At 60.3% G+C, this 26,597-nt stretch carries 27 protein-coding genes; 10 read left to right on the plus strand and 17 right to left on the minus strand.

From position 1 onward, the window contains the following. Positions 1-89: 89 nt before the first annotated feature. The 3 genes from PHU01S_RS23175 to cyoE all read right to left on the minus strand — a co-directional run bounded on the left by PHU01S_RS23175 (position 90) and on the right by cyoE (position 2,702). Positions 90-1,016, minus strand: a complete 927-nt coding sequence (locus PHU01S_RS23175) for an AEC family transporter (protein ID WP_127510165.1) — start codon at positions 1,014-1,016, stop codon at positions 90-92. Between the two features lie 85 nt (positions 1,017-1,101). Next, positions 1,102-1,743, minus strand: coding sequence for an SCO family protein (locus tag PHU01S_RS23180; protein WP_021880871.1), 642 nt, complete (start codon positions 1,741-1,743; stop codon positions 1,102-1,104). A gap of 59 nt (positions 1,744-1,802) precedes the next feature. Then, positions 1,803-2,702 (minus strand): heme o synthase, encoded by a 900-nt coding sequence (cyoE, locus tag PHU01S_RS23185; protein ID WP_232313340.1) that lies wholly within the window; start codon positions 2,700-2,702, stop codon positions 1,803-1,805. Positions 2,703-3,031: 329 nt separating this feature from the next. Between cyoE and PHU01S_RS23190 the strand changes: the two genes are divergently transcribed. Further along, positions 3,032-3,454, plus strand: coding sequence for a cell wall hydrolase (locus tag PHU01S_RS23190; RefSeq protein WP_048749727.1), 423 nt, complete (start codon positions 3,032-3,034; stop codon positions 3,452-3,454). Between the two features lie 42 nt (positions 3,455-3,496). Continuing rightward, the gene (gene gerQ, locus PHU01S_RS23195) at positions 3,497-4,087 is read left to right on the plus strand and encodes a spore coat protein GerQ (RefSeq protein ID WP_084781391.1); all 591 of its coding nucleotides are present in this window, start codon (positions 3,497-3,499) and stop codon (positions 4,085-4,087) included. Here the strand turns inward: gerQ and PHU01S_RS23200 are convergent. Continuing rightward, entirely contained in the window at positions 4,084-4,389 is a 306-nt protein-coding gene (locus PHU01S_RS23200) for a hypothetical protein (RefSeq protein ID WP_069202456.1), read from the minus strand. The genes gerQ and PHU01S_RS23200 overlap by 4 nt on opposite strands. Before the next feature lie 183 nt (positions 4,390-4,572). Here PHU01S_RS23200 and PHU01S_RS23205 point away from each other — a divergent pair, with 183 nt between their 5' ends. Next, a complete protein-coding gene (locus tag PHU01S_RS23205) occupies positions 4,573-5,559 on the plus strand; it encodes a metal-dependent hydrolase (RefSeq protein ID WP_127510182.1) in 987 nt (328 codons plus the stop codon). Between the two features lie 158 nt (positions 5,560-5,717). On the opposite strand, the gene PHU01S_RS23210 is transcribed toward PHU01S_RS23205, so the two are convergent. Beyond that, positions 5,718-5,942: an alpha/beta-type small acid-soluble spore protein gene (locus tag PHU01S_RS23210; RefSeq protein WP_048747320.1), complete on the minus strand. Its 225-nt coding sequence runs from the start codon at positions 5,940-5,942 to the stop codon at positions 5,718-5,720. Positions 5,943-6,081: 139 nt separating this feature from the next. Here PHU01S_RS23210 and PHU01S_RS25980 point away from each other — a divergent pair, with 139 nt between their 5' ends. Then, positions 6,082-6,249 carry a DUF5325 family protein gene (locus PHU01S_RS25980; RefSeq protein WP_021879713.1) on the plus strand — a complete coding sequence of 56 codons (168 nt, stop codon included), beginning with the start codon at positions 6,082-6,084 and terminating at the stop codon, positions 6,247-6,249. Between the two features lie 80 nt (positions 6,250-6,329). On the opposite strand, the gene trpS is transcribed toward PHU01S_RS25980, so the two are convergent. Beyond that, positions 6,330-7,313 (minus strand): tryptophan--tRNA ligase, encoded by a 984-nt coding sequence (gene trpS / locus PHU01S_RS23215; RefSeq protein ID WP_048747322.1) that lies wholly within the window; start codon positions 7,311-7,313, stop codon positions 6,330-6,332. 382 nt (positions 7,314-7,695) lie between these two features. On the opposite strand from trpS, the gene PHU01S_RS23220 reads away from it, so the two are divergent. The 3 genes from PHU01S_RS23220 to PHU01S_RS23230 all read left to right on the plus strand — a co-directional run bounded on the left by PHU01S_RS23220 (position 7,696) and on the right by PHU01S_RS23230 (position 9,541). Further along, a complete protein-coding gene (locus PHU01S_RS23220) occupies positions 7,696-8,700 on the plus strand; it encodes a permease (protein ID WP_127510167.1) in 1,005 nt (334 codons plus the stop codon). A 39-nt stretch (positions 8,701-8,739) separates the two neighbouring features. Next, entirely contained in the window at positions 8,740-9,204 is a 465-nt protein-coding gene (locus PHU01S_RS23225) for a DUF1980 domain-containing protein (RefSeq protein WP_021879716.1), read from the plus strand. Between the two features lie 109 nt (positions 9,205-9,313). Further along, positions 9,314-9,541, plus strand: a complete 228-nt coding sequence (locus tag PHU01S_RS23230) for an alpha/beta-type small acid-soluble spore protein (protein WP_127510169.1) — start codon at positions 9,314-9,316, stop codon at positions 9,539-9,541. Positions 9,542-9,689: 148 nt separating this feature from the next. Here PHU01S_RS23230 and PHU01S_RS23235 read toward each other — a convergent pair whose 3' ends face one another. Continuing rightward, entirely contained in the window at positions 9,690-10,115 is a 426-nt protein-coding gene (locus PHU01S_RS23235) for a hypothetical protein (protein WP_021879718.1), read from the minus strand. 317 nt (positions 10,116-10,432) lie between these two features. Here PHU01S_RS23235 and PHU01S_RS23240 point away from each other — a divergent pair, with 317 nt between their 5' ends. Both PHU01S_RS23240 and PHU01S_RS23245 read left to right on the plus strand, forming a co-directional pair. Beyond that, the gene (locus tag PHU01S_RS23240) at positions 10,433-11,689 is read left to right on the plus strand and encodes a methyl-accepting chemotaxis protein (RefSeq protein ID WP_048747327.1); all 1,257 of its coding nucleotides are present in this window, start codon (positions 10,433-10,435) and stop codon (positions 11,687-11,689) included. Positions 11,690-11,843: 154 nt separating this feature from the next. Then, positions 11,844-12,755 (plus strand): polysaccharide deacetylase family protein, encoded by a 912-nt coding sequence (locus PHU01S_RS23245; protein ID WP_246029322.1) that lies wholly within the window; start codon positions 11,844-11,846, stop codon positions 12,753-12,755. 59 nt (positions 12,756-12,814) lie between these two features. Here PHU01S_RS23245 and PHU01S_RS23250 read toward each other — a convergent pair whose 3' ends face one another. From PHU01S_RS23250 to PHU01S_RS23260, 3 genes are all read right to left on the minus strand, one after another. Further along, positions 12,815-13,531, minus strand: coding sequence for a 3D domain-containing protein (locus tag PHU01S_RS23250; RefSeq protein ID WP_246029323.1), 717 nt, complete (start codon positions 13,529-13,531; stop codon positions 12,815-12,817). A gap of 374 nt (positions 13,532-13,905) precedes the next feature. Further along, positions 13,906-14,673: a CAP domain-containing protein gene (locus PHU01S_RS23255; RefSeq protein WP_232316882.1), complete on the minus strand. Its 768-nt coding sequence runs from the start codon at positions 14,671-14,673 to the stop codon at positions 13,906-13,908. A 315-nt stretch (positions 14,674-14,988) separates the two neighbouring features. Further along, positions 14,989-15,753 carry an HNH endonuclease gene (locus PHU01S_RS23260; RefSeq protein WP_164763171.1) on the minus strand — a complete coding sequence of 255 codons (765 nt, stop codon included), beginning with the start codon at positions 15,751-15,753 and terminating at the stop codon, positions 14,989-14,991. Positions 15,754-16,248: 495 nt separating this feature from the next. Here PHU01S_RS23260 and PHU01S_RS23265 point away from each other — a divergent pair, with 495 nt between their 5' ends. After that, positions 16,249-16,614, plus strand: a complete 366-nt coding sequence (locus tag PHU01S_RS23265) for a helix-turn-helix domain-containing protein (protein WP_076353652.1) — start codon at positions 16,249-16,251, stop codon at positions 16,612-16,614. A 74-nt stretch (positions 16,615-16,688) separates the two neighbouring features. Here the strand turns inward: PHU01S_RS23265 and PHU01S_RS23270 are convergent, their stop codons facing one another. The 7 genes from PHU01S_RS23270 to PHU01S_RS23300 all read right to left on the minus strand — a co-directional run bounded on the left by PHU01S_RS23270 (position 16,689) and on the right by PHU01S_RS23300 (position 26,415). Continuing rightward, positions 16,689-17,531 (minus strand): hypothetical protein, encoded by an 843-nt coding sequence (locus PHU01S_RS23270; protein WP_127510173.1) that lies wholly within the window; start codon positions 17,529-17,531, stop codon positions 16,689-16,691. Between the two features lie 34 nt (positions 17,532-17,565). Next, entirely contained in the window at positions 17,566-18,774 is a 1,209-nt protein-coding gene (locus PHU01S_RS23275) for a copper amine oxidase N-terminal domain-containing protein (protein WP_127510175.1), read from the minus strand. Between the two features lie 35 nt (positions 18,775-18,809). Next, entirely contained in the window at positions 18,810-19,400 is a 591-nt protein-coding gene (locus PHU01S_RS23280; protein ID WP_076353646.1) for a hypothetical protein, read from the minus strand. 88 nt (positions 19,401-19,488) lie between these two features. Further along, positions 19,489-22,227: an S-layer homology domain-containing protein gene (locus tag PHU01S_RS23285; RefSeq protein WP_076353644.1), complete on the minus strand. Its 2,739-nt coding sequence runs from the start codon at positions 22,225-22,227 to the stop codon at positions 19,489-19,491. 160 nt (positions 22,228-22,387) lie between these two features. After that, entirely contained in the window at positions 22,388-23,731 is a 1,344-nt protein-coding gene (locus tag PHU01S_RS23290) for a UDP-glucose dehydrogenase family protein (RefSeq protein WP_076353642.1), read from the minus strand. A gap of 32 nt (positions 23,732-23,763) precedes the next feature. Next, positions 23,764-24,975: a glycosyltransferase family protein gene (locus PHU01S_RS23295; RefSeq protein WP_127510177.1), complete on the minus strand. Its 1,212-nt coding sequence runs from the start codon at positions 24,973-24,975 to the stop codon at positions 23,764-23,766. A gap of 69 nt (positions 24,976-25,044) precedes the next feature. After that, positions 25,045-26,415: a sugar phosphate nucleotidyltransferase gene (locus PHU01S_RS23300; protein WP_127510179.1), complete on the minus strand. Its 1,371-nt coding sequence runs from the start codon at positions 26,413-26,415 to the stop codon at positions 25,045-25,047. Positions 26,416-26,597: the final 182 nt, after the last annotated feature.

The raw sequence follows: 26,597 nt of genomic DNA on the forward strand, positions 1-26,597 counted from the left end.
AACACTTGAGCGCAGCGGGCTTGCCGGGCTTGAGCACTTGAGCGCAGCGGGCTTCCACAGCGGACTGAGCATTCAAGCTTTGGCGGCCGCTATATCTGAAGCAGAGCAATGACCGCCGTCACCGTGCCGATGCTCAATATCGTCGAGAACAGCACCGCCTGCGAAGAAAACTCCGGCTCGTTGTCGAATTCGACCGCCAGCAGAACGCTGCTGAGCGAAGTCGGCACCGCCGAGCTCACGATAAGCGCCTTGGCCGCGAGGCCGTCGATGCCAAGCAGCCAGACCGTCAAGGCGGCCAGCGCCGGGCCTGCCGCCAGGCGAAGCGCCAGGGAAAGCCCCAGATCCGCCGTCTTCCCCTTGCCGCTGCCGCGCTTCATGCTCCCGAGCTGCACGCCGAGCGTCAGCAGAGCCGTCCCGATAAAGGCATTCGCCACATAATCGAGCGGCGTCGCGAGATAGACCGGAATGCCGACGCCGAAGCCGCGCAGCGCAAAAGCGAGCGGAATCACATAAATGACCGGCTGCGACAGAATCGTGCGCCGGATGTCGCGGAAGCTGCTTTTATGCTCATTGACGCTGTAGATGCCGTATGTGTTCGGCAGCAGCGACTGCATCATCATGACGAGCACCTGAATCGACAGCGTGAACGGATTCGCAGCGAAAGCCAGCTGGTTGAGCGGAATGCCGTAATTGGCGCTGTTGTAGAACAGCACGCTGTTGCGCATTGCCGCCTTCATGCCCCCCTGAAATCCCCTCAGTCGGATGACGATCTCCACAAGCGCGTACTGGAACGCCATGAATACGCCGAAAAACAGCAGCACCTGGCCGATCAGCGAAAACGGAATGTCGGTCGTATACAAAAGCTTGAAGATGACGGCCGGAGAAAAGAGATAAAAGTTCAGCTTCGACAGCGTGCGGATGTCGAGCACGAAAATCCGCTGCAGCACGACCCCGATCAGGATCATAACGCACAGCGGAATGATGTTATGCAGCAGAATCGAGCCGAGCAATGCCATGCGTGCCACTCCTTCCTTCAGGTCCAAAAAAAATTCCTGCAATTTCTTGCAGGAATGACAGACCCAGCGGCCTCTCGGAAGAGGCTTATTTTTTCAGCAGGCTTTTGACGGCTGTCACGATGGAATCCGCCTTTTGGTCCGGCGTCATCGATTGATCCATGCCGCCGGTAATGTATTTGCGGATATTGCCCTTTTTGTCGATCAGCGTGAACACGTCGTTATGGCTGTAATTGCCGTCGGCGTCCTTAAGCAGGGACAGGCCGTAATCCTTGACCAGCTTGGCGGTGGCGGCTTCGTCCGGATTGCGCAGGAACAGCCAGCCCGCCGGATCGGCATGGAATTTGGAGGCGAAGGTCCGGATGGCTTCAGGCGTATCGCGCTCCGGATCGAAGGTGATGGACATCAGCTCCGCTTTGTCGCCGAAGAGCCCTTCCTCCTTCAGCTTGTCCTGAACCTTGGACAGAATGAAAGTCGTAGCGGGACAGACGTCCGGGCAATGAGACCAGTAGAAATAAGCGACGCGGACTTTGCCGTCCGAATCGGCGAGCTTGACTTCCTTTCCGTCTTCCAAAGCGTTCTGAAGCGTGAACTCAGGCGCAGGGCTGTTTTGCGGAAAATTGACGGCCTGCGTGCTGTCGGCCCGGCTTGATACGAGCAGATAGATGCCCATGGCGGCGCAAAGCGCGAACAAGGCGATTTTGAAGGCATGCTTGCGGATGAATGGCAACGTTTACCTCTCCTCTTATGTAAGTAAAGCCTGTCCGGGCGGACAGGCATGTAAGACCATCAAGGCAGGATGCTGGAAATGAACGCCGCGCCAGGCTCTCTGTAAGTGTTGGCGATCATGAGCAGGAAAACGACAAGCAGGTAATTGACGGAAATAAGGAAATTGACCTTGGCCCATTTCTCGGTCTCCTGTTCGGTTTTTGCGCGCATGCCTGTCAAGGTGTGGGCGAACCAGATGACGGTAAGCAGCCCGGAAACCCACAGGAACCATTGGCCCGTGTAGCCATACGTGTAGAGCAGGATTACGGTCGGAATGAGCAGCAGCACATAAGGAATCATCTGCAGCTTGGTCCGCTTGATGCCTTTCACGACCGGCAGCAGCGGATAGCCCGCTGCGCGGTACTCCTCTACGCGGCGGATCGCCAGCGACCAGAAGTGGGCCGGCTGCCAGAGGAAGAGGAAGGCGAAGAGCAGCCAAGCCCCGGCATCCACTTGCCCGGTGACGGCGCAATAGCCGATAACCGGCGGCATCGCTCCGGACACGCCCCCGATGGACGTGCTCCAGGTCGAGCTCCGCTTGAGCCAGATCGTATAGATGACGATATAGACGAACCAGCCCAGCAGTCCCAGCCAGCCGGAAAGGACGTTCACGAGGGTAAACAGCACGGCAAGGCCGGCAATTCCGAGAATGATGCCGTAAGTAATGACGAATCCCGGCTTCAGCCGGCCTGTCGGCAGCGCGCGGTTGCGGGTCCGCTCCATCTTGAGGTCGAGCTCGCGGTCCCAGTAATTGTTAATGACGCAGGCCGAAGCCATCGTCAGAGAAGTTCCGATCAGCATCCATAGAAGCTTCAGCCAGTCGATGCTCCACTGGGAAGCTACCCAGAATCCGCCAAAAGCCGCGAAAGCGTTCATGCGTACGATTCCTGGCTTGGTAAGGGCAATCAAGTCTTTCCACACAGTCGTGCGCCTCCTGTTTTTGGAGCGCAAAAGCGCATTGCGCCTAAGGGCTTCAGTAGTCAACGGTACTAATGATACCGAAAATGAATGCTTGTGACAATGTAAGGAAAGGCAAGTTCATGAATTCGACATGCCAATGTAGACTATTTGTTGACGAATGCTGCCGGGTCTTGCCTCCCTGAGCTGGCCCCCGCTTTCATTTTCGAGTCGAAAACAGGCACATCTCGCGGTCCCCGGCATACAGTAAGGTGTGGTCAGGAGCCCAGGCGGGAGGGCACCGCAGCAACAGCAGGCCGCAGGCTCCCGCAAAAGGAGCGTGAACAGGAATAATGGCTGTCATCAAGACCAACGATGCGGACACCAAGCTGCTTGCCCGGCTGATGCGGGCGGAAGCGGAAGGCGAAGGCGAACTCGGCATGCTGATGGTGGGCAACGTCGGCGTCAACCGGGTACTCGGCAATTGCCTCGATTTCCGCAATATACGGTCCATTCCGGACATGGTGTACCAGAGTCCCGGAGGATACGAGGCGGTCCAGAAGAGCTACTTCTATCAGAAGGCCAGGGACAAGGAAATTCGGCTCGCCAAACGCGTCATAGGCGGGGAGCGGCAGAATCCTGCCAGCAACGCGCTGTGGTTTTTCAGGCCGTCGGGAGATTGTCCCGATACCTGGTACAACCAAGGCAACACCGGGCGCTACAAAGCGCATTGCTTCTTCGCGCCGACCTCCAGCGACTGCCCGGACGTGTACTGACCGAAATCAAGCATCTATCCAGAGAGAGCGGGGAAACCTTTCATGTCGAATACTTATGACTTCGATTACTATCGTTCTTATGGCGCCTACGGCCATCCAGCCGTCGGCGGCGCCGGCACCGGCTACGGCCATCCTTCCGTCGGCGGCGCCGGCATGGGCTACGGCCATCCTTCCGTGGGCGGAGCGGCTGCGGGCTACGGCCAGCATGGCGTCGGCGGAGTCAATGCCGCCATGTACAGCCACGACGGCATGATGATTCCGGGAGCCGCCTTCATGCAAATGCCTCCGGGCGTGCCGAGCGGTTCCGTCATTACGCCTAACGCCGGAACGATCACGACCGTGCCGGCCCGCGAGGAATCGTATGTCGAGAACATCCTGCGCTTGAACCGCAGCAAGATGGCGACGTTCTATATGACGTATGAGAACAACAAGGAATGGAACGCCAAAATTTTCCGCGGCGTCATCGAGGCGGCAGGCCGCGACCATATCATTATCCGCGATCCCGCCACGAATATGCGTTATCTGCTCCTGACGCTGAATCTCGACTATGTCACCTTTGACGGCCCGATCGCCTACGAGTATCAGTTCCAAGGCCAGACGATCTCCAATCTGACGCCCGAGACGGAACGCTAAGCCAATGGCCGGCGTCCAAGCGACGGCTTGAACGTCCACGCATGGATGCGGGAACGCCCCCCGGCGACCATCCCGCCAATGCCAACCCATGGAGAACGCTCCGAGAGGCGTTCTTCTTGGCATGCCCGCGCTTCCTCCTCCGAGGCTGCCGGCCAAATTTCGACGAACAAATTCGGCTGATCCGTGCCTTCATAGAGAGATACAGGCACGCCGCCTTCTGCCAGCCGTCCGATCAAAGCCAGATAGTCCGCGCGGGCTTCCTCCTCGATGCGGTATTCAACCATCAAAGCATAGGCATTCATTCCGATTCCTCCTTGCAGCATCAAGTTTCTCCATCCTAGCATGACACGGGCCCTCAGCCCAAGCCCGACATAAGAAACCATCGACGAGGGCATAATGGAAAGACCGGAAGCGGGGGCGTCAAGGCCTTCTAGGCCGTCTGGGCCGCTTCCATAGCCATTTGAACTCTTCAGGAGGTGCTTGGACTGGATACAGGAACGCATCTGGTCGCCGGACTGGGACTCGCCGGGCTGTCGACCGTCGATCCGGCCGTCGCAGGAAACGCGAGTCTGTTCGCGGCCGTGATGGCGGGCACGATCATCGGCTCGCAGGCTCCGGATCTGGACGGCTTCCTTCGGCTCAAAAGCAATGCCGTCTACATCCGCAACCATCGCGGCGCCTCTCATTCCCTGCCCGCCGTCCTCATCTGGACGACGCTGATAACGGGAGCGATCGCTTGGGCTTATCAAGGCACGCTGCCTTGGCTGCATCTGGCCGGGTGGGTGCTGCTCGCGGTATCCGCCCATGTTTTCTCCGATTGCTTCAATACCTACGGCACCCAGGCGGCAAGGCCCTTTACGGACAAATGGATTTCGTGGAACATCATCCACATTTTCGATCCGACTATTTTTGCCGGCCATGCAATCGCCTTGCTGCTCTGGGCTTTCGGAATCTTCCAGCCGCAGCTCATCTTTCCGGTTCTGTATGGACTGCTCGTCGCTTATTACATCTGGAGAACGCAGGTCCATCGAAGCGTGGCCCGGAAGCTGCCGACGCTGGACGATTCCCATGCCGAAGGGGATGCCTATATTCTCATCCCGACGATAACGCTGAACAATTGGAATGTCGTCAAGCGGCTGGAAGACGGAAGCTTCATGATCGGCGACTTGCGCAAGGGCGAGCTCAAATGGTCCGGGAGCGCGCGCTGCATGGAGCATCCCGCGATCGACCAGTCGAAGTTCGACGCATCCGTCAAAGCGTTCCTGTATTTCACCTCGTTCGCCTGCTCCGAGGTGCTGGAGCATTCGTACGGCTACGAGGTGCGATGGTTCGACGTGCGCTACCGCCACCGCAAGCAGTACCCGTTCGTAGCGGTCGTTCTGATGGACAAGGATTACTCCACGCTCGGCTCCTATGTCGGATGGCTGAGCGACGAAAGGCTGCAGAAGAGGCTGCGCATGAACACCTACTGAGCCTGCTTCCATTAAAAGAGCATCCCGAAGCGGTTGACCGCAGAAGCCCCTTGCTTCACAATAAGAGGGGCTTTTTTAATTTGTTTCCGCAGGCCTGAACAGCAAAAAAAGAAAGCCCAAGGTTTCCCTTGAGCTTCCTCTTGTTTATCTTCCCGCTATTAGCGGTGTTGTTGGCCCGACAGTTGTTGCTCGGCGATTTGCACGAGTTTCTTCGTGATGTAGCCGCCGAGGGATCCTGCATCGCGGGTTGCTACGTTGCCGTAGTATCCGTCTGCTGGAATTTGTACACCCAGTTCTTGTGCTGCTTCGAATTTCATTTGCTCAAGGGCTTGTTTTGCACCTGGCACGACCAGTCTGTTGCTTCCGCTGTTGTTGCTTGCCATTGTAATTGCTCCTTTCGAAGTTCGCACTTTGATGTGTGTTGCAAGCTTGCAAGCTTATTATGTTCCGTTTCGAAAGTTCTATTCTACGGCTCTTCAAATTTTCTTCCTCATCCTAATCTGAATCGGGAGGCATACCGCCATGTCCAAGCCCCTTGCCTTGATTTACTCTCTGCTGTCCTGCGTTCTCATGGTAGCGACCGCAATCTCCATCAGCTTCAGCGCCTGGCTGGCCATTACGCTCGCCGTCGCCACGACGGTGTTCATCGGCCTCGGCTTCATGCTCAAGTCGCGTCTCAAACGTTCTTGAAAGGCCGGCTATAAAAAAGGGGTGCCTCCCGGACAAGCTCCGAGAACGGCACCCTTTTGGCATTTCCTTTGACTTTCAGCTTACGGCTTCAGGAAGCCCATTCTTTCCTTGACGCCCGCAACGATCGCGTCGGCTTCGGCCGATGCTCTCTCGGCGCCGCGGCGCAACACTTCCTCGAGCTGGCCGGAGCTGCGGATATCGCGGTAACGCTCCTGCAGCGGCTCCAGGACGGCGATGATCTGCTCGGCCAAGTCTTTCTTGAACGGACCGTAGCCCTGTCCTTCGAACTTCGCCTCTACTTCTTGCAGAGACAGCCCCGACATCTGCGAGTAGATGCCCATCAGATTGCTGACCTCCGGCTTGGAGGAAAGGTCGTACTGGACTTCCCTGCCCGAATCCGTCGTGGCGCGGCTGATTTTTTTGCGGATGACGTCGGGCGGATCCAGCAGCGCGATGAAGCTGCCCGGATTCGGATTGCTTTTGCTCATTTTTTTGGAGGCGTCGTCGAGCGACATGATGCGTGCGCCTACCTTCGGGATATAGGGCTCCGGCACGGTAAAGAAATCGCCGAAGCGGCTGTTGAAGCGCTGCGCCAGATCGCGGGTCAGCTCCAGATGCTGCTTCTGGTCGTCTCCGACCGGGACGAGGTCGGCGTTGTAGACCAGGATGTCCGCCGCCATCAGGGACGGATAGACGAACAAGCCTGCGCCCACGGAATCCTTCCCGGCAGCCTTGTCCTTGAACTGCGTCATCCGCTCCAGCTCTCCCATCGAGGTCAGCGTCGTCAAAATCCAGCCCAGCTCGGCGTGAGCGCGCACATGCGACTGCATGTAGATGGACGCGCGTTCCGGATCGATGCCTGCGGCGAGGTAGATCGCGGCGATCGACTTGGACTGCTCGCGCAGCGCTTCGGGATCCTGAGGTACGGTAATGGCGTGGAGATCCACGACCATGAAGTAGCATTCATGCGTTTCTTGAAGCTTGACGAAATTCTGCAAAGCTCCGATATAATTGCCGAGCGTCAGCTGACCGCTGGGCTGTATGCCCGAGAGGACTTTCTTCATTAGAACCAAGCCTTCCTATTGTGGAATGGAAAAAACAAAAAGGCCTCTCCTCCGCAAGGGACGAGAGACCGTGGTGCCACCCTAATTCGCTGAAACATCCAGCCTTGGATCCGATAACGGGGATTAGCCCGGGGAGACTGGCTCCCGGCTCCAGAGTCCATTCGGCGCCTTCCGATTCCGCCGGCTTCTCAGCTTCCGCCGGCTCTCTTGGGAAATCTTCGCTTACAGCGCCTACTTGTTTCTGTTCACAGCCATTTGCTTACCCCGATTATAGCCTCCTTCCCCCAAAAGTCAAGAGCGCCCGTTCTGCTCCTCGGCAGCCGCGCATACATTGGTACAGGCCTCATCGGCCCTATGCCGGACCGTAGAAAGAAGGCCTCGCATGTCACCTCAGCGCCTTGTTCCGCTCCTGACCGCAGCCGCCCCCATCGGAGCCGCCGCTGCCGCCTTTGCCATCATCCATAGAGATGCGGGAATATCGGGAGCCGATATCCAGCCGTTCAAAACGGTATTTATCGGCATCATTCTCGAGGCTCTTCCCTTCGTCCTGCTGGGAGTCCTCTTCTCCGCCATCCTGCAGGTGTTCGTGCCGGACGAGCTGATTCGCCGCCTGATGCCTTCGCGCCCCCTTCCGGCCATTCTGATCGCCGGGCTGGCCGGCATTCTGTTTCCGCTATGCGAATGCGGCATGATTCCCGTCGTCCGCCGCCTCATCCGCAAAGGCATGCCTGCAAGCGCAGGAATCGCGTACATCCTGGCCGGCCCGGTCGTGAACCCGGTCGTATTCTACTCCACGTACAGCGCCTTCGGGAATGCGCCGGCAATGGCCTTCGCCCGGACCGGGCTCGCTTTTGCCGTGGCCGTGCTGACAGGCGTCATCGTCTGGAAATCCATGCGCGGCAATCCGCTCAAAGCCGATCTCGCCTCCATGTACGGCTCTGCGCCGACGCGGCGTGACGAGCTCCCCGCATCCGCGGGCAGCAGGCTGATCAGCACGATGGCCCATGCCTCGGACGAATTTTTCGATATGGGCAAATACCTCATCTTCGGCGCCGCGCTTGCCGCCCTGTTCCAGACCGCGGTCAGCCGCCCCATGCTCGAAGAGCTCGGGGGCAGCCAGCTGTATTCGCATTTGTTCCTGATGGGGCTTGCTTTCCTGCTGTCGCTCTGCTCGACATCCGACGCCTTCGTCGCCGCTTCCTTCGGGGGCAGCTTCGAGCATGGCGCGCTGCTGGCCTTCCTCGTTTTCGGACCGATGATCGATCTCAAAAGCCTGATGATGCTGCTGGCCTCGTTCCGCGCCCGCTTCGTCCTTACGGCGGCAGCTTCCGCAGCCCTGCTGGTCCTGGCCGGCTCCTGGATCGTCGAAGCGCTGTTCTTGTCCTAAGTCCTGATAAAATCCCATTGCGAGAGGAGGCTGATCCGCTTGCAGCCGGAATACCGTACCAAAGTCCTCCACCAGCTCGCGCGCGCCTTCATCATGGGTTTGTTCGCACTCTATATGACGGGCCTGGCCAAGACAGACTCGCTGCATCAGTTTGTCGCATCCGGCGCATTCGCAGGAATCAAGCTGTCGGCAATTGCGCTGTATGCCATGGCCTTATGCCAGCTGTACGCCGCCATCGCCTTGCTTCAGGGCAACGATATCCAGGCCGACTGCGATTGCGGCGCTCATTCGCCGGGAAAGACGGGCCCGCTTCAATGGGCCATGTACGCCCTTTTCCTCCTTCCCCTTCTGCTCGGCATGCTGCCCGATCAAGGCAGTCCGGCAGACTGGCAGCAGGAGAAGGGAATTCACGATCACGGCGGCGGCCAGCCTCTTTCCTCCCCATCCGCTCCTGTTTCCGGAGAAAAATCGGCCCTGCCGCCGTCGCCGCATTCCCGTTCTTAATTGAAATCTCCTTCGTTATGGAGAGAAATGGCGCATGCGAATTTTCCGATGCATATATTTGGAAACAATGTGAGCATACTACCTCCAGACCACTTAGGAGGTGAATTCCATGGCAGGATCCCGCACCAACCGCCTCGTCGTTCCAGGCTGCCAAGCAGCGCTTGAGCAAATGAAATTCGAAGCTGCGCAAGCACTCGGCATCCAAATCCCGCAAGACGGCTACTACGGCAATATGGCTACCCGCGATGCCGGTTCTCTCGGCGGCTACATAACGAAGCGCCTCGTTGAAATTGCCGAGCAGCAGCTCTCCGGCAGCGCCGGACGCATGCGCCAATAACCGTACGGGCTCGAAGGCGCCGCATGCCGGCGCAAACTCCATCAGAAAAGAACAGCCTTTGTCCGATGAGGACAAAGGCTGTTCTTTTGGGGGCGTTGCGATGAAGAGAAACGAAGAGATCATGTGGATGGCGAGATCATCCGTTCGGCTACTCTTCGGCCGCTTCCTTGCGCTCGTACAGCTTCGGATGCTTGGGCTCGAACCGGAACGGGGAACTCGCCAAATTATAGTTCGATTCGCAAAGCATGCTCGCGGACCAGCTGGAAGCCGTTCCTTGACGGACCGAGAAGTCGTACAAAATCTCTCCGTGGGTCCATTCCTTCTTGTGCTTGAGGGCTTCGACCGCCATATGCCGGAATTCCTGCACCTGGGCTGCCGTCAGCCCTTTCGGCGAGAACGAGGCCGAATTATTTTTTAGCTCGATGGGGTTATGCCGGATGCCGTATTTGCCGACAGTATTATTACGGATATGGATAAGCACGGTGCCTGCGGAAGCATGCGTAAGCTCCGTCTCCAGCTGGCGGAATACATAGTCGACTTGTCTGGCCAGCGGCGCAGAACCATATGAATTCATTAATGTCACCTCCCTGCCTTGAATTCCGTCCCCCTGTTGTCGGGGCATCTTGGTCAAAACGCTTCTAGGAGGTCTGTAGCGACATTATAGGACATCCATTACCAGCCATCAACTAAATTTTTACAAAATATGATAAAATTCTACGATTATCCGGGTCTATATTCCCTGTTTTTCAATAGAAATTCGACAATTATAGACCTTTGCCTCTGTACAATGTTATAATATGGATAATTCAAAAGACCTATTTTCCCTTGTTTTTCCCTTTCCATCTTAACATACATAGCCTTCACTTTTCCTATCGATAAGGAGCGATTTTCATGGAATGGTACAATTCTCTTTCCGTCAAAAGCAGAATCCGGTACGCCCTGTACGGCATGGTCGTTGCATTCAGTCTTGTAAGCCTTGTTTTCGAGCTGGTTGCGGGTTCCGCCTTGTGGCCGGCCCTCGTCACGATCGCCGTCTGCGCTGCGGCCGCATATCCGCTCTCCCAGATCATCGAGCGCTCGCTTATGGGCTCCATCGAGGAGATGACCGCCGTCGCCTACCGCATCGCGAAGGGAGATTTCACGCAGAAGGTCGACGCCTCCAGCTCCTCGCTCGGCGAGCTCGGCCATTCCTTCAACAGCATGATCGAAAAGCTCCGGGACATTCTTGTCGACACCTCCAAGATCAGCCGTACGGTTGGCGAGACGAGCACCGGCATCTTCGAGAAAAACCGCCAGGTCAAAAACGTCATGGAGCAAGTGGCCTCGTCAGCGGGAGAGCTTGCGACCGGAGCCAACGAAATCTCCGGCGAGGTCGGGGACATGACGGATTCCATCCGCGATATTGAAACGAAGGTTTCCGCTTATGCGGAATCCAGCCGCCTGATGAATGAGCGCTCGGAAGCAGCGATGCGCCTGGTCGAGAAGGGACGCCACTCCGTCGAGACCCAGGCGGAAGGAACCCGCCGGACAGAAGAAGCGGCGACCCAGGTATCGGCGGCCATCAGCAAGCTCTCCGAAGCAGCCGTAGGCATCTCCTCCATTACGAGGACGATATCGGATCTGGCGGAGCAGACCAACCTGCTGTCCCTCAATGCTTCTATTGAAGCGGCGCGCGCAGGGGAGCACGGACTCGGCTTCGCGGTCGTCGCCCAAGAAGTCCGCAAGCTGGCCGAGGAATCGACCGCTTCGACCAAGGAGGTTTTCCATCTGGTCAAAGGAATTGAGCAGGGCGTAAAGGAAGCGGCGTCGAACATGAAGATCAACGAGCAGGCCGTCCAGCTTCAATCCGAGATGATCAAGGAGACCGAACAGATCTTCAGCGAGATCGTCTCCAGCGTGCAGTTCATTTCCGAACAGATCCACACCTTCTCCAAAGAAAGCGAAAGCATGCAGGAAAGCGCTCGCCTGATCTCCTCGGCCATCCAGAACATATCCGCCATTACGCAGCAATCCGCGGCTGGAACACAGCAAGTATCCGCCGCTATGAACGAGCAGATCGAAGCCATCCAGACCGTCGTCGAGGAAACCGGGCGGATGCAGCAGATGGCGTCCCAGCTTCAGCGGACGATTCAAGTGTTCAAAGTTTAGCAGCCTCAAGCCTCCGGGAAATCCGGGGGCTTTTTTTGTCCCTCCGCCCTGTCCGCAGGAATGATTCAACCTTCCTCAGGGAATCATGTACCGGCAGGAATCCCAATGCTTGAGCGGGCTTGCCGCCCATTCCGTCCGGAAGGAGAGATGATGCTTGAAGCGCAGTAAAAGCCGCTTGGACGCGTTCCGCAAGATGCTGATTGCACGGCCCGCGGCAGCATGCCTCGTCATGGCGGCCGTCCTGCTGATGCAGGCGCCGAATTCGGCCGATGGCAGCATGTCCTCCTCGGCCGGGACCAAGGCCGTCGCGGCATGGACAGCGGGCGCTGAATCCAGCCTCTCCCATCCTGATTCTTCGTCCAAGAAACGGAAGCAGCGGCGCGCAACCGTATCGTGGGCGGCTCTGTCGAGCCGATATCCAGGAGCCTTCGCCACTAGAGGACCGGCTTCTCCGAAGCGTGCCGCGCTTACTTTCGACGACGTGCCCGACAACTACTACACGCCTCGTGTGCTTGACATTCTGGCAAGAGAGCATGTCAGAGCGACCTTTTTCCTGGTCGGACAGCGCGCCGCCGCCCATCCGGATATGGTGCAGCGGATCCGGATGGAAGGCCATGCGGTCGGAAGCCATTCCTACAATCACACTTCCAATGCCCGTCTCTCCCTGGAGGAATTCATTTCGCAGATCCGCCGTACGGATAAAATCCTGCTTCCCCAGCTCGGCTTCACTCCCCGCTTCATGCGTCCGCCTTACGGGGAGATCAAGCCGGAGCAGCTCGGCTGGGCGCAGGGACACGGATATTTCGTCGTGAACTGGAACGTGGACACGGAGGATTGGAAAGGGCTCGGCGCCGAAGCCATTATCCGCAATGTAAAGCGCACACTCGTCCCCGGAAGCATCATTCTGCAGCATGCCGGAGGCGGAACCGGAGAGGATTTGAGCGGAACGCTGGATGCGCTGCCCCGAATAATCGCCATGCTGCGCCAGAAGGGATACGAATTGGTTACGGTGCCCGAGCTCCTCGGTGAATCGGAGGCCGTAGAGGAATTCAAGCTGTACGATTAAAGGCTGAGAGCTTCGGCATAAAAAAACCGGCCCCATGAAAGGAACCGGTTGAACTGCTGCTATTTCAGTACATGAACCTTGACATATTGGAAGCCGAAGTTCTGGGCTTGAGCCGTCGTCCCCGGCACGAAGATGTCGATGCGCTGGCCGTTGATGGCGCCGCCGGTATCCGAAGCCGTCGCAATCATGCCTCCTGCTGGAAGGCCTTCGTAATCGTAGCCGGTAATGTACAGCTTCGTTCCGAGCGGAATCTGCTTCGGATCAACGGCGACCGTTCCGACCTTGAGCGGGTTGCCGAAGTAGTCGACTGCTCCCCACTTGCCGTTCTCCGATGCGGCGGACGTATAAGCCGTCGCTTTGATGTTCAGCGTTTTCGCCACCTGATAGGAGGCTCCGTTGGGTGCGATCACTTGCTTGGCTCCGTCTTCCTTGGAGAGCAGCTGGATGCCTCCGGCAGCCGCATTGGCCTTCATCGCGGCTCCGGCAGCCGCATTGGCCGCATCGGTGGCAGGTATCGAGAGCGTAAGTCCGGCATAGATGTTCGTGGCCTCGACGTCTTGGTTGAACGACATCAGCTTGTTCAGCGAAACGCCGAATTGCTTCGACAGGCTCCAGAACGTATCGCCGTCCTTGGCGATATAATCCGTGGCGGCAAATGCTGGCGAGGCGCTGGTCCAGATCACGGCTCCTGCCAGCAAAGCGGCAGCTGTCCTTCCGATCGGGCGCAGCAGGGATGTCATCCGTTTTTTCATCGTCATCGTCATCGTCATCGTCATTATGTCCTCCAGTTCGGCGGTCCCTATGCAGCTTGGAACCGTTATGTGAGTCCGCGGCAACTCGTTGGGACTCAGAATAACACAGCCTTCAATGCCGTGGACCGTCCAAAAACTGACAGGAAGCAATTATGAAAGGCTCTCATTTTTCCCTGAGGCAGCGGAATCCCATGCGGCAGAAGGGGATGGGCGCAGAGGCGCCGGCCGCCCTCCCGGCGGAATGAAAAAATTCTAATGGAGCCTGCGAAGGGCGAAAAGGGCCTTTTCCGGATGGCGTCGACGACTCGCGGCCCGGCCGTGCTTCTTTTCAGGAAACCTATTCCGCCAAGCACAAAAAGGCCCCCCGTCAGACGGGGAGCCTTCTAGATGGCTGATAATCAGCCTTTGAATTCCTGAACCCAGACGCCGTTGTAATACGCCACGCCGATCTTGGTGTAGTTCGACTTAAGGATGTTCGCCTTATGGCCTTCGCTGTTCATCCATGCGGTCATGACCTCTTGAGGCGTGCGCTGTCCTTTGGCGATGTTCTCTCCCGCATAGTTGTACGTGACTCCGTAAGCCTTCATCATATCGAACGGAGAGCCGTACGTAGGCGACGTGTGGGAGAAGTAGTTGTTCACGTACATGTCCTTGGCTTTGTCGAGCGCGACCTTCGTCAGCTGCGTGTCGCTCGTAAGAGCTCCAAGACCGACCTTGGCGCGCTCCTGGTTCACGATGTTGATGACCTGCTGCGCATAAGAGGACGTATCGCTCGCTCCCTGCTGGCCGGATCCCGGGTTCGTTGCAGGAGCCGGTGTTGGTGTAGGCTTCACGGTAGGAGCCGGCGTCTTGACCGGTGCCGGAGTCGCCGTTGGCGCAGGTGTTTTGACCGGTGCCGGAGTCGCCGTCGGCGCAGGTGTCTTGGCCGGTGCAGTTGGCGCCGGGGTTGCCGTCGGAACCGGCTTCTTCACGATGAAGCCGCCTTGCTCCAGTTTATTCAAAAGATCCTGGAAATCTACCCCGTACGAGCTGAGCATTTGCTGAAGGGTATAAGATTGATATGCGGGCTTGGCTGCCGCCGCCTGGGCTGTGCCCGCATAACCGGCCGTACCGGAAAGGGCGACGCCTGCTGCTACTGTTATCGCTAGAAAAGTGCGTTTGTTCACGTAAATTCTCCTCCTGATTTTCTCCGCGTCGGCGAAGATTCTAGTTGGTGTCGTCCCGAGCTTGCCGGACAACCCTATCCTAGCACGCCCCACTTCAGGTTTGGCTAGTAAGATTCTGGGAACCGGCACTCCGCGCATCCTTTCCGGCAGTCGTTCTCATGCGGCCGGATCGAGCCGTCGCGCGGCTTTCCGGCCTTTCCGACAGCGCTCGATGAGAGCCGGATGAGAAATTTCTAACCGACGGAAGCCGCGCTGCCGAGGGCATGAAAAAAAGCCGTCCGGCGAATAGCCGGGCGGCTGCAGCGTATGGGTGGATCAGAGATAATCGGGGAGCGTGTCCGCTTTTTTGAGATTGCATTCGGAGCAGGCGCACACGCAGTTGGCCGGGGTGCTGAGGCCGCCCTTCGACTTCGGAAAAACATGGTCGATCGTATCGCCGAAACGACCGCAGTAATGGCAGACATAATTGTCCCTCTGGAGAATGAGCAGCCTGAAATCGCTCTTCGTATAGAGCTTGTGGATCAGCCTCGGATGGAGAATGCCGGCCGCTCCCTCCTGCACCATGCGCACGGCGATATCGCGGTCGATCTCCGTATGCCAGCGCTTGCCGCTTTCGCGCCGGCCCCGAAGCTGGATCATGCCGGTGCCCCGGTCGTTCAGCAGCGAAGGATCGTACGTGAACGAGCCCTTGAACGGCTTGATGGCTTTGAACGGCAGACGTGTTCCGGGAGTATGGGAATGTGCCGTCACCGCCGCCTTGCGGGTTTTGCGCCGCCGGCGCCGCTTGCGCTTGCGCTTGGCCAGCCCGCCTGCCTGCTCCGCCGCCGCGGAAGACGTCTCCGACGGGGCATGAATCTCCACGGAGGGAGCCATCACGATCGAGGGAGACAGCACCGGCTGGGACGGCAGGATGAGCGAAGCGGGAGGCGCCTGCATGGCGCTGCCGCTCTCGTCGGCTCCGCGCTTGCGCCGGCGCTGGCAAGCGCGGCAAGTGCCCCTTCTGCCGTTTCGGCCGGTGCGTTTGGGAAAGGCCCCCTCGGGTTTATCGCGGCCGCACGCGGCGCATTGTTTGGTGTCCATGAATGAATACGCTCCGTTCGTACAACTATCTATCCAAAGCATACCATAAACGGTCACTTGCGTTAAATATGCCGGCAGCAAGCCTGCTGCTAATTTCGATTTTCTGGAGCGCTTCGGCTCCATTTGCCCGCTATAATAGGACTTTAAACCTACTGACTCTCCCATTCCTTCCAAGCGCTTTCCCTTGAAGCCAAGCCCGAATTCTCCTCATTCATTCCGAATACGGCCGTGATTACGGTTATTGTATAGGATAAATTGAAAAAACAAAGAACCGATAACGATATCCCGTATCTTATAATCGTTTTATGAACAGTGACTATAGTCTTACTAGCATGATTCCAATGACCTATTTTTCTAGGTGCATGTTGCCGCATGCCGTGCTATAATGAGGTTAGTAGATTACATAGAATTGTACTGCGCTTATAATCGCCTACGACTACTTGCAGCCTCGGCAGCTCGACAGGGTCATATTGTCCTTAAGGGGGATGGTGAGAAATGTTCGCGAAACGACTGAAGCAGCTGCGCAAGAAGAGAAAGCTGACCATGCAGGAAGTAGCCGATTACGTCGGCGTAGCCAAGAGCACTTATGCGGGTTATGAATCCGGCTACCGCCAGCCTACGCTTGAATCCATCCACACCATCGCCCGGCGGCTGCAGACGACATCCGACTACTTGCTTGGACTGACCGATTTCTCGGAGCCTGCGGAACCGACCAGCAACGCCCGTGAATGGCTCAATCTCCAGCAGCTTCACTGGGACGGCATTCCTCTCGAGACCGAGGACGTCGATCTGATCCGCCTTCTCATTGAACGAGTCGTAAGGGAACGCAGCTTGCGAAAAGACGAAACCGGCAATGGCTGATTGCAGCCTGCCGGTTTTTTTGCTTCAAAAGAAAATCGGCGCCGCCAGTATGGAACAGGCGCTCCATCCGGCGATCAGCCGCCCGCCTGCTTCATCCCTTTCAGCCGCTCCGTCAAGCTGGCTCTCAAAAGCTTGCTGGAGGCTTCATAGCTTTCCTCCCACTGCCGCCGCTTCCCGGATGGAACGGAAGCCTGCTCAGCCTCCTGGATCAGCCCTTTGAAGCGCGTGCCGCAGGACGACTGCGCCTCGTTCATCTTTTCGTTCAGCTCGCCGGCGGCCCTGGCGGCTCCCTCCTCGTCGAGCTCTCCTCTGCGGATCGCGTCCGACTTCGCTCCAGCGAGCTCCAGCACGCTTCCCGCCTCGCTTACGCACTGCTTCTGAAGGGCAGCCAGCTTGTTCTCATAGGCGCGGACTTCCTCATCGGCAGCCGCCGCAGCCTCTCCATCGCCATCGGTCCACTTGCCGGTCGGCTGCGATGTCGCTGGAAGAGGCTGCTTATCTTCGGCAGCCGAAGCTCCCTGCCGAGGCGGCTCCGCCATCGGAGAGGGAGACGTATCCGGCGCAGGCGAAGCCGTGCGGCTTCCGGACTTGCCGCTGCCGGCTGCTGCGGATGCCGGATTCTTATCCCCAGGGAGAGGAGCCTGCCCGATGGAGAGGCCTGTCCCCGCTTGATCGAGGCTGTCCGGTTCCCGGTCCATCGGATGCGCTTCCTGCGGGCTGTCCTTGCTCGCCTCCAGCCGAGGAGCGACAGCCGTCTCTCCAGCATCGGCACCCAGGCTTCGATGATGCATGTATCCCGTTACGGCCGGCACCAGCGCCGCAGCCATGACGGCTGCCAAGGCCAGCTTGCCGAGGCTCCAGCTTCGAGGCTTGCCGCTTCGGCGCCGGCGCTTCTTCCTTTTCCTCTGCATATCCATGCCTTCCACTCCTTCCATGCCGGAGATGCGGCGATCAAGGCTTCTGCATCATGTTGTCGAGCATTTTCACCCCGATCGCCTTCTGCTCCTCGTACATGTTCCGGTAAGTAGCGAGAATCGCTGTGGAATACCCGCCTGCTTCCAGCTTGGTTTTCGTGTCCGTCAAAATGGTCTCGAAGCTGCGGTCGCAATCGGCCAGCGCCGCTTCCCCTTCCGCGCGGATCTTGCTTTTCGCCTCCGCGCTGCCGGACTGCATGTACCGGAACGCGGCATCCATCAGCCTGTTCTGGCACTGCACCAGGAGGCTGTTGAGCTTGTCCTCCGCCGCATTCTGGATATCCTTCTGCGGTAAGGAAGGCTGCGGCGCGGGAGTCGGCGCAGGAGGCGCGGTCACCGGCGGATTGCCGGTACCCGGCGGTACCGTTGGAGTTGGTGTCGGCACAGAAGGACCGGGATCGGGAACAGACGGTGTTCCCGGAGCTCCAGTCCCCGGAACTGCCGGAGCCGGAACGCCTCCCGGTGAGCCTCCGGATGCCGGAGGAGACTCCGGACTCCCCGCAGCCGAGCCGGGGTTGTCCGGAGAAGCTCCGGAGGAGCCTTCGCCAGGGCCGCTGAGGCCGCCTTCCGAGCTGCCGCCCGCCCCGCCTGCGGCCGGCAGCGACAATTCGATCAGCTGGCTCGAGGAGGTCCATTGGACGGCCGCGCCCGACAGCTCCGCCAGAAAACGCAGCGGAACATAGATCGTGCCCGCGGCGATATAGGCTCGCTGGTCCTTAGGCAATACAGCCGCCTTGCCGTCGGCGTAGAACGATGCCTTCGCATCCGTCAGGCTGAGCTTATGGCCGGCTGGAGCCGAGGGGACCGTGTAGACCGTCCCGGCCTTTCCCTCCGCAGCTTGCTGCTGGCGCGCGGTCGGCGTCCACAGCGACACGCTCCGGGACTTGGAATCCCATTCCACCCTGCATTCGAGCGCTGCTGCCGCGACACGAAGCGGAACGTAGACCCTGCCTCCTGCCATTAAAATATAATTTCCTTCCTTCAGCTTCTGCAGCTTGCCGTCGACGACCAGCTTCGCTCCGATGGATTCCGCCTTCACGACCGCCTGAGCGGCCGCTGCAGCCGCCTGAGCCGCCGCTGCAGCCGGCTTCGCAGCTGCCGCTGCCGCGCTGCCTGCTCCTGTCCCCATGACCAGCAGAGCCGCTGCCGCGGCATAAGCCGCCGCTTTTCTCCCTGTCCGTTTCATTCTTCGTTCCCCCTTGCTTGATATGGATCGCCTGCTCAGCGCTTGACCTGCTCCGCCTTGCCTCCGCCGCCCGCTCCAGCCTTGAAGGCGAGCGCCGAGAGCCGGTTGTAGTCGCCCGGCGCCAGCTGCTCCAGCAAAAGCTCCTTCACTTCCTGTTTCTCGTCCTTGCTGAGTCCTCCCTTGGCCAATTCCTTGAGGACCGTGATTTCCTTGCTTCCCAGGCTTCCCGTCAATATACGGAGCACTTCCGCCTTCTCCGACAGGGACAGCTTCTTCCCTGCTTGCCTGGCCTCTTCCACCGACAGTCCCCCTCCCCGCTCTTCCGGCGCGCCGGATGAAGCCTTTCCGGCCGCTGAAGCCGCATCCGCTTGCGCTTCCGGATCAGCGGGAGGACCGGAATGTCCGGCCGATGATTCGTCCGTCGTGACGCCTTGATGTCCGGCATTGACAGGCTCGGCTCCGGAGTGAGGCGGGGCGGCCACGGCGCCAGCCCCCTCCTGGATGCCGGCAAGCGGATCAGCCAGCATTCCGAGCGCCTTGTCCCCGGCCCAGCCGATCGAGAAGAAGGCAGCTCCTCCGAGCAATCCGCAAGCGGCCAGCCCGGCCGCGATTCGTCTGGTTCTCATGCCACGCCCTCCTCGTTCGCGATTTCCATGCCGATGCGCAAAACGGCTGTCCGCCGGCAGCTGCCGGCGAAACAACCGTAGAGGCCAATCAGGATTGAAGCTGCTTCAGCGTCCGGTAGAGAATGACGGCGGCCTCGGCTCTTGATGCCGGCTTCGCCGGCTGGAGAACGCCGCCGCTTCCGACGATGCCGAGCTGTGCGGCGAGAGCGACGCCCGGCCGCAAGGAAGCCGCTACCGCTGCCTGGTCTCTGAAGTCGGCCAGCGCCGCATCCGGGTCCGTCAGAGCCGGATAGCCGCCTGCCGCCTGCATCGCCCTCGTCACCATCACAGCCAGCTCCTGCCTGCTGACCGGGGCGTTGGGCGCGAAGCTGTCGCTGCTCCGTCCGTTCGTAATGCCGCTTGCGACGGCAGCAGCCACGTATGGAGCGAACCAGTCGGTCGCCTTCACGTCCTTGAACGCGATATCAGCCGACGATCCTTCCAGATTGAAGGCTCGGACGATCATCTTGGCGATCTCCGCCCTCGTAATCGACCGGGACGGGTCGAACGTGCCGGCAGCTACGCCGGTCATGATTCCTTTGGCGGCAATGCCCTGGATGGACGCTTCCGCCCATTTGACCTTCGCCAAGTCGGAGAACTCCACTTTGTTCTCCACGACGGCATAAACCGCCGCCGAGTCCAGCACATCCGCCTCGTATACCGAGGATACCGTGCCGGACTGGAAATCGACCGCGCGTCCCGCACGGATCCTCACGAGCCCGAGCAGGTCGCTGCCCGCGCTGTCCGCCGATACCGGCAAGGAGAGCCGGAGCGGCTTGGCGGCCGCTGCGGAAGCCTGTCCATTCTGGCGGACCTTGAACGAATATCCGCCCGAGGCGAGCGGAAGATGGGTCGCCTTCCGGACTTCGCTGTCAGCCTCGTGGGTCAGGCTGATATGGAGGTCGCCGCTGTGCCCGTCTACGGGAACGGACACTTGCGCGCCTCCGCCGGCCAGTCCGATGTACTGGATGCCGGATGTCTGCGCAGCGGTCAATGCTTCCTGGGGAACTTCCAGCGACCAGCTGCTGCCTGCCGATCCGGCATCGAGCTGGACGCTGACGCGCAGCTTCTGGGCCAGGCCGGAGCCGGATCCATCCAGTCCGTCCAGCGCGCTCTTGACCGAAACCGCCGCTTCGGACACGGCCGCAAGGCTGGACAGGGCATCGGCGGAATCCCACTTGATGCCGGATAGGCCGGCCGAGTCCGGCTCCTGCGCCGTCAGATTGATCTTGGCGATCGCATCCAGCGCTTCCTGGGCAGCCTTGAACGCCTCGCGGATGAGCGCGATCCGCTGCGCCGGCGTCGGAGAAGCGGCCAGCTCCCTGCGGATCGCCTCGATCCGGGCGATATAGTGCTCGACGATCGAGCGGATCCGCTCGGCGATGCTTCCCGGACCGGCGTTACCCGATTCGGAGCCGGATCCGCTGCCGCTGCCCGGCGTTCCTCCGCCCGGGAAGCCTCCTCCCGGAAAGCCCGGGAATCCAGGGAAGCCTCCGCCGGTTCCAGGATCCGGCGTCGGCGTCGGAACCGGTGTCGGACTGGCTCCAGGATCCGGGCTTGGGCTTGGGCTCGTTCCCGGGCCCGGCGTCGGGCTTGCTCCAGGATCCGGGCTTGGGCTCGTTCCCGGGCCCGGCGTCGGGCTTGCCCCTGGATCCGGGCTCGTTCCCGGCGTCGGACTAGCTCCAGGATCCGGACTCGGACTCGGCGTCGCCCCCGATTCCCCCGTCAGCGTAATTCTTTTCTCGAACACGACCTTCTCCGGTCCGCCGTAAGGATTGATCAGCTTCGCCTGAAGAAGCGCGCTTCCCGCAGCCGAGTCGTCCGGAATGGTGACCAGCCCGTTCACGAAAACCCGCACATCGGCATCGCCTTCGATTTTATACCAGCGGATCGCTCCCTCCGGAGCGGCGATGCCGTTCAGCAGCAGCGAATACTGATGCATGCGCCCGCCATTGCCGACCTTGACGAGCTCAGAGCTCGTCATCCTCATGAGCGCGACGAGCAGCGCCGTTCCCGCAGGCTTTTCCAGCTGCAGCCGCTCCTGGGCATTGCCCAGCACCTTCACCAGATCCGCGCCCGTAATGCCGTAGGCCTGCAGCATGCGGCTGAACGCATAGTCGCCCGTACGGCCGAGCATGTCCGTCAGCACCCGGAGCATGAGCTCGTTGCGCTTCTCCGGCATGAACAGCAGCTGCATCAGCTCAGGCTGGCTCAGGCGGGACACGAACTCCCGGATCGTGCCCTCGACGCCGCGCTTGTCCGCGCCGTTCCCATACATGAATTCGACCACCTCGTCCATCGTGAGGTCGTCGACTCCGCCTGCGCGGACGATGGGCGCGAGCGCACGGCGGTAATCCGCATTGGAGCGGATCGCCTGAAGATCGGATGCCTGCGGCGCGTACAGCAGCGCTATCGTATCCCGCATGAGCAGGAACAGATTGCTCTTGATGAATTCCAGATCCTCGGTCGCCGCCAGCTTCGGCTGGATCTTGTCCCATACCGGAGCCGCAATGGCGAACTCCGCCGCAGGATCGAGGGAGCGAAGCTCCTCGCGGAAATTCAGCACATCCCGGTAATCGGCCGGATCTCCGGCCAGAAGAGCGGCGTGAAGCGCATACAACTGGGCCAGCGCCTGGTCGATCGTGCCGGGCTGCGGCAGGCTGCCGGCCGCATAGGCATGGCCGATCAGCCCGGCATGGGTTGCCGGACGTGGGGGAACAGCCGCAGCAGCGCCTGACGCCAGGACGGCGGCCAGTGTGGACAACGTCATTTTTCTTTTCCATGTCATTGCATCTTCACCTCTTGGAATAGTTTTCTCCATCGCTTGTTCTCCGTTGGACGATACGTACGGGTGGCAGCGGAGAGCGCCCGGAAAGGATGGCTATGCCGCCTACCGGTCCGTCCCGCAGCTTCGCCCGCCCGGGCTTGCCTGGGCGGGCTTGAAGAGATCAGTAGCTCAGCTCGGGAACCGGGTCCTTCACGCCGCGGGTCATGCCGGGGCGTCCGACCGAGTAGTACACGAAGTCCGTGCCTGCGAGATCCTGCTCGCGGAAAGCATTGCGGCCGTCGATCAGCACCGGCTGGCGGAGCATCGCGCGAAGCTCGGCAAGGTCGATGGAGACGAACTCCTCCCATTCCGTGAGCAGGCAGACCGCATCGGCTCCAGCGGCGGCTTCCAGCGCGCCGGAGCACCACTCCACCCTTCCCGCTCCGCCGCCGAAGTGGCTGCGGAAGTTGTCCATCGCGATGGGATCGTAGGCCCGGACCTGGACTCCCCGATCCAGCAGCTCCCCGATGATTTCCTGGGCAGGAGCTTCCCTCACGTCATCGGTTTCAGGCTTGAACGCAAGCCCCCATACCGCGATCGTCCGTCCTTCCAGGTCGCCGAAGATCGCTTCGAGCTTGCGCACGATATTGAAGCGCTGGTCCTGGTTCACCTCGACGACGGAACGCAGCAGCTTGAACTCGTAGTCGAAATGCCCTGCGATCTGGATCAGCGCCTGCGTGTCCTTGGGGAAGCAGGAGCCTCCGTAGCCGATTCCCGCCTTCAGGAACGAGGAGCCGATCCGCTTGTCGTAGCCCATGCCTTCGGCGACTCTCGTCACATCCGCTCCGACTTTCTCGCAGATGTTCGCAATCTCGTTGATGAAGGAGATCTTGGTCGCCAGAAACGCATTGGAGGCGTACTTGATCATTTCGGCGCTGCGGATGTCCGTCACGACAAAAGCGCCCCCGAGTCCGCCGTGCAGCTCCCGCAGCAGAGCTTCCGCACGCGGGGAATCCGTACCGACGACGATCCGGTCCGGATGCATCGTATCCGGAACGGCGGAGCCCTCGCGCAGGAACTCCGGCAGCGAGACGCTGTCGAACGGGCATTCGGTGCGGCTGCGGATCAGGTCCCGAACCTTTTCATTCGTCCCGACGGGCACTGTGCTTTTGATGGCCACGACGGGGTAGCCTTCCATCGCGTCGGCGATCTCCTTGGCAGCCAGCTCGATGTAGGCGAGGTTCGCTTCGCCTCCCGGCAGCGGCGGCGTTCCGACAGCGATGACGATGAGGTCGGCGCCTTTGACTCCCGCATCCAGGCTGGAGGTGAAGCTCAGCCGGCCAAGCTCCGCGTTGCGGACGGACAGCTCCTGAAGCCCCGGCTCATAGATGGGAATATCTCCGTTTTGCAAAGTGGCGATTTTCAGAGGATCCTTGTCCACGCAAATGACGGAATGCCCGAGCTCCGCATAGCAGACCCCCGACACCAGCCCGACATATCCTGTCCCTACTACCGTAATCTTCATGGCTTCCACTCCCGTTATGCGAAATTTGGCGTTCAGCGTTGCGATTCGATCATCTCCCCGAAAGGAGCCTGGACGGATCTCCCTTCTTCTTGGACGGCTCCCGTCAAAGCCCAGCCCAGCAGGCGGGCCGCGATGAGCCCCGCCTCGTCCGGACGGCCTGCCGCGGCAGGCGGGCCGGAGAAGGCGGCCGCCTCCAGCCAATGCAGCAGCCGGCCGCCGAGATCCGGCCGCATGAGCTGATCCTCGCTCATCGCCAGATGGGGGTGAAGCCCAGCCAGCGCCTCCATCGTGCAGCGGTCTTCGCGGAACAGCGGCCTCTCCAGCAGCACCAGCGGCTTGCCGAAGGCGACCGCTTCCGCCACGGTGCCCCATCCCGGCTTGGTCAGCACCAAGTCGCTGGCGGCGACATAGAGCTGGGATTCCGTCGCCTCGGCCGGAATCCGCACGACCGGCCCCGAGCCTTCGGGCAGCTCCATCGTCGAAGACACGATGGGCAGCCATCTCCGGTCGCTCAGCAGCGGCAGGCTTTGCAGCAGATCGACCTTGCCCGTGTCCCTGCCCGGGAACAAGCAGACCAGCTTACGCTCGCCGCCCGGATCCAGGCGCTTCCTCAGCTGGGCCGTCTCGGCGGCTCCCGCCTCCCGGGAGAAGAATCCGGCAAGGATGCTCGGCTCTGCGGCCCACGCCGGCTCGCGCGCTCCGGGAAGGGCGATGAACCGGTCCATGTCGAGGTATGCTTTGGCAAGAGGAGCCAGCAGCTCCGCAGGCAGCATGTCCTGATAGGCGGTGTACCAGGTGAAATTAGAAATGCCTGCGGAGGGAATGCCGGCCTTGGCGGCGGCGGGGAACGCCTCGGGGACGATATCCGAGACGACCAGCCGGATGCCCGCTCCTCCCAGCCATGCGGCTTCTTTCCGGATCTGGGGGGGCATTTTGCCGGCATACGCGATGTAGGCCTGCCGCAGCAGCCCGATATCCGCCTGCCAGGTGCCCTGCCTCAGGGAGTAGCCCGGACCCGAGTCCATGTAGCGCAGCTGAAGTCGATGTCCGCGGCAGCCCGCCGCTTCGAACTCCGCCCGGAGCGACTGCTCCAGAAAAGGAAGCGCGCGGCCGCTGACCAGATGGAGATTCAGCGGCAGGCCATGCTCCGAGGCTTGCCGCAGCATCGCCCTGATCACCGCGATGCTGCGGGCGGCATGACCGTATCCGTAATCCGAAATGTAATAGGCGATCTTCACGGCCATGCCGCATCCTCCTTCCGGCCTCTGCCGGCTGGCCGGCCGGAGGTGCTTCCTTCCGGCGGCCTCGCCGAACTACGCTCTCATGCAGTTCTGCTGGATTTCCTCCCAGCTGCTGTACAGCTCCATGATGTAGTTCTCCTGCTCATGGCGGCCGGTCTGGACCGAGATGAATTCGAGATCGCTCGTGGCGCGGATGCCATGCAGCGTCTTCATCGGGATATGCAGCACATTCCCTGCCTTCACCTGCATGTAGGTGCCGTTGCAGATGAACTCTCCCTCGCCCTTGACGATCGTCCATACTTCCTCCCGATGCTGATGCAGCCGGTACCCGATGCTCTGGCTGCTGCCGATGCCGACGCGCTTGGTCAGCACGCAGGTTCCGTCTGCATACAGGCTGTCGTCGAGAACCCGGACCCAGCCCCAGCGGCGTTCCTCGTACATGGGCCGCTGATCGTGGCCGATGAATTCCTTGAGCCTCGTGCTGGCTCCTTTTTCGGTGACGAGAATGCCGTCCGGGCTGGCGGCGACGACGATGTTCGAGAGGCCGAGCACGGTGACGGGAATGTCCGTTTCATTGATCAGATGCGTATTCACGCAGTCTCCGCTGACGATGCCGCGCCCCATCTTGGGATCCCGCATCTCCTCGGTCAGCGTGTTCCAGGTGCCGAGATCCTTCCAGTAGCCGTCGTAGGCGACCGCCGCGATGTTGCGCGCCCGCTCCACGACCTCATAATCGAAGCTGATGCTCTCGAGGCTGGAGTATTCCTGGACGAGCTGGTCGTAGACGAGCGGAATGCCCTTGGATTCCATGATGGCGAGCATATAGTCCAGCCGGAATGCGAAGACGCCGCAGTTCCAGAGGGCACCCTGCTCCATGAGGCCGGCCGCCGCTTCTACGGATGGCTTCTCGCGGAAGCCGCCCACGCGGAACGATTCGTCTCCCGGCGAAGCCGGCTGCTCCGGCACGATGTAGCCGTATTTCTCGGACGGATAGCTCGGCTTCACCCCGATCAGAGCGAGGTCCGCGCCTGTGTTCCTGAGCACGCCGTCCAGGCTGGCCACCGTCTCGAAGAACCTCTCCTCGACATAAGGATCGACCGGCAGAACCGCTACCGTCTCGTCCAGGCCTACTCCCTCGACGGAGAACAGGTATGCGGCCGCGAGAGCGATCGCGGGGAACGTGTCCCTGCGGGCCGGCTCGACGATCATCGGCACATCCGGTCCGAGCTGGCTGCGGATGAGCTCCGTCTGGCTGCTGCCGGTGGCGATATAACCGGAGCCGCCGAAGCCGGCCGCCTCGATCTGCCCCCATACGCGCTGGACCATGGAAACTCGCGAGCCCTCCTCATCTTCCAGAACCTTCAGGAACTGCTTGGATCTCAGATCGTTGGAAAGCGGCCACAGCCGCTTGCCGGAGCCTCCGGACAAAAGAACGAGCTTCATCGTAATCCTCCACCTTTCTCCTGTTGCGGCCATGCCGCTGAATGACTTGCGCCTGTCGGTGCATGCTCTTGCTGCCGGCTTGAAGCCGCTTGCCCGCGGCCGGATCTCAGCGTCCCGCCGGCTCCGCCCGGCTCGCCGCTCCGCTCTCGGCCGTCGTCCGCCGCAGCTCGGCGAGCGGGGCC

This window comes from Paenibacillus humicus NBRC 102415 (genome assembly GCF_004000905.1).
In the GTDB taxonomy this organism is placed as follows: domain Bacteria; phylum Bacillota; class Bacilli; order Paenibacillales; family Paenibacillaceae; genus Paenibacillus_O; species Paenibacillus_O humicus.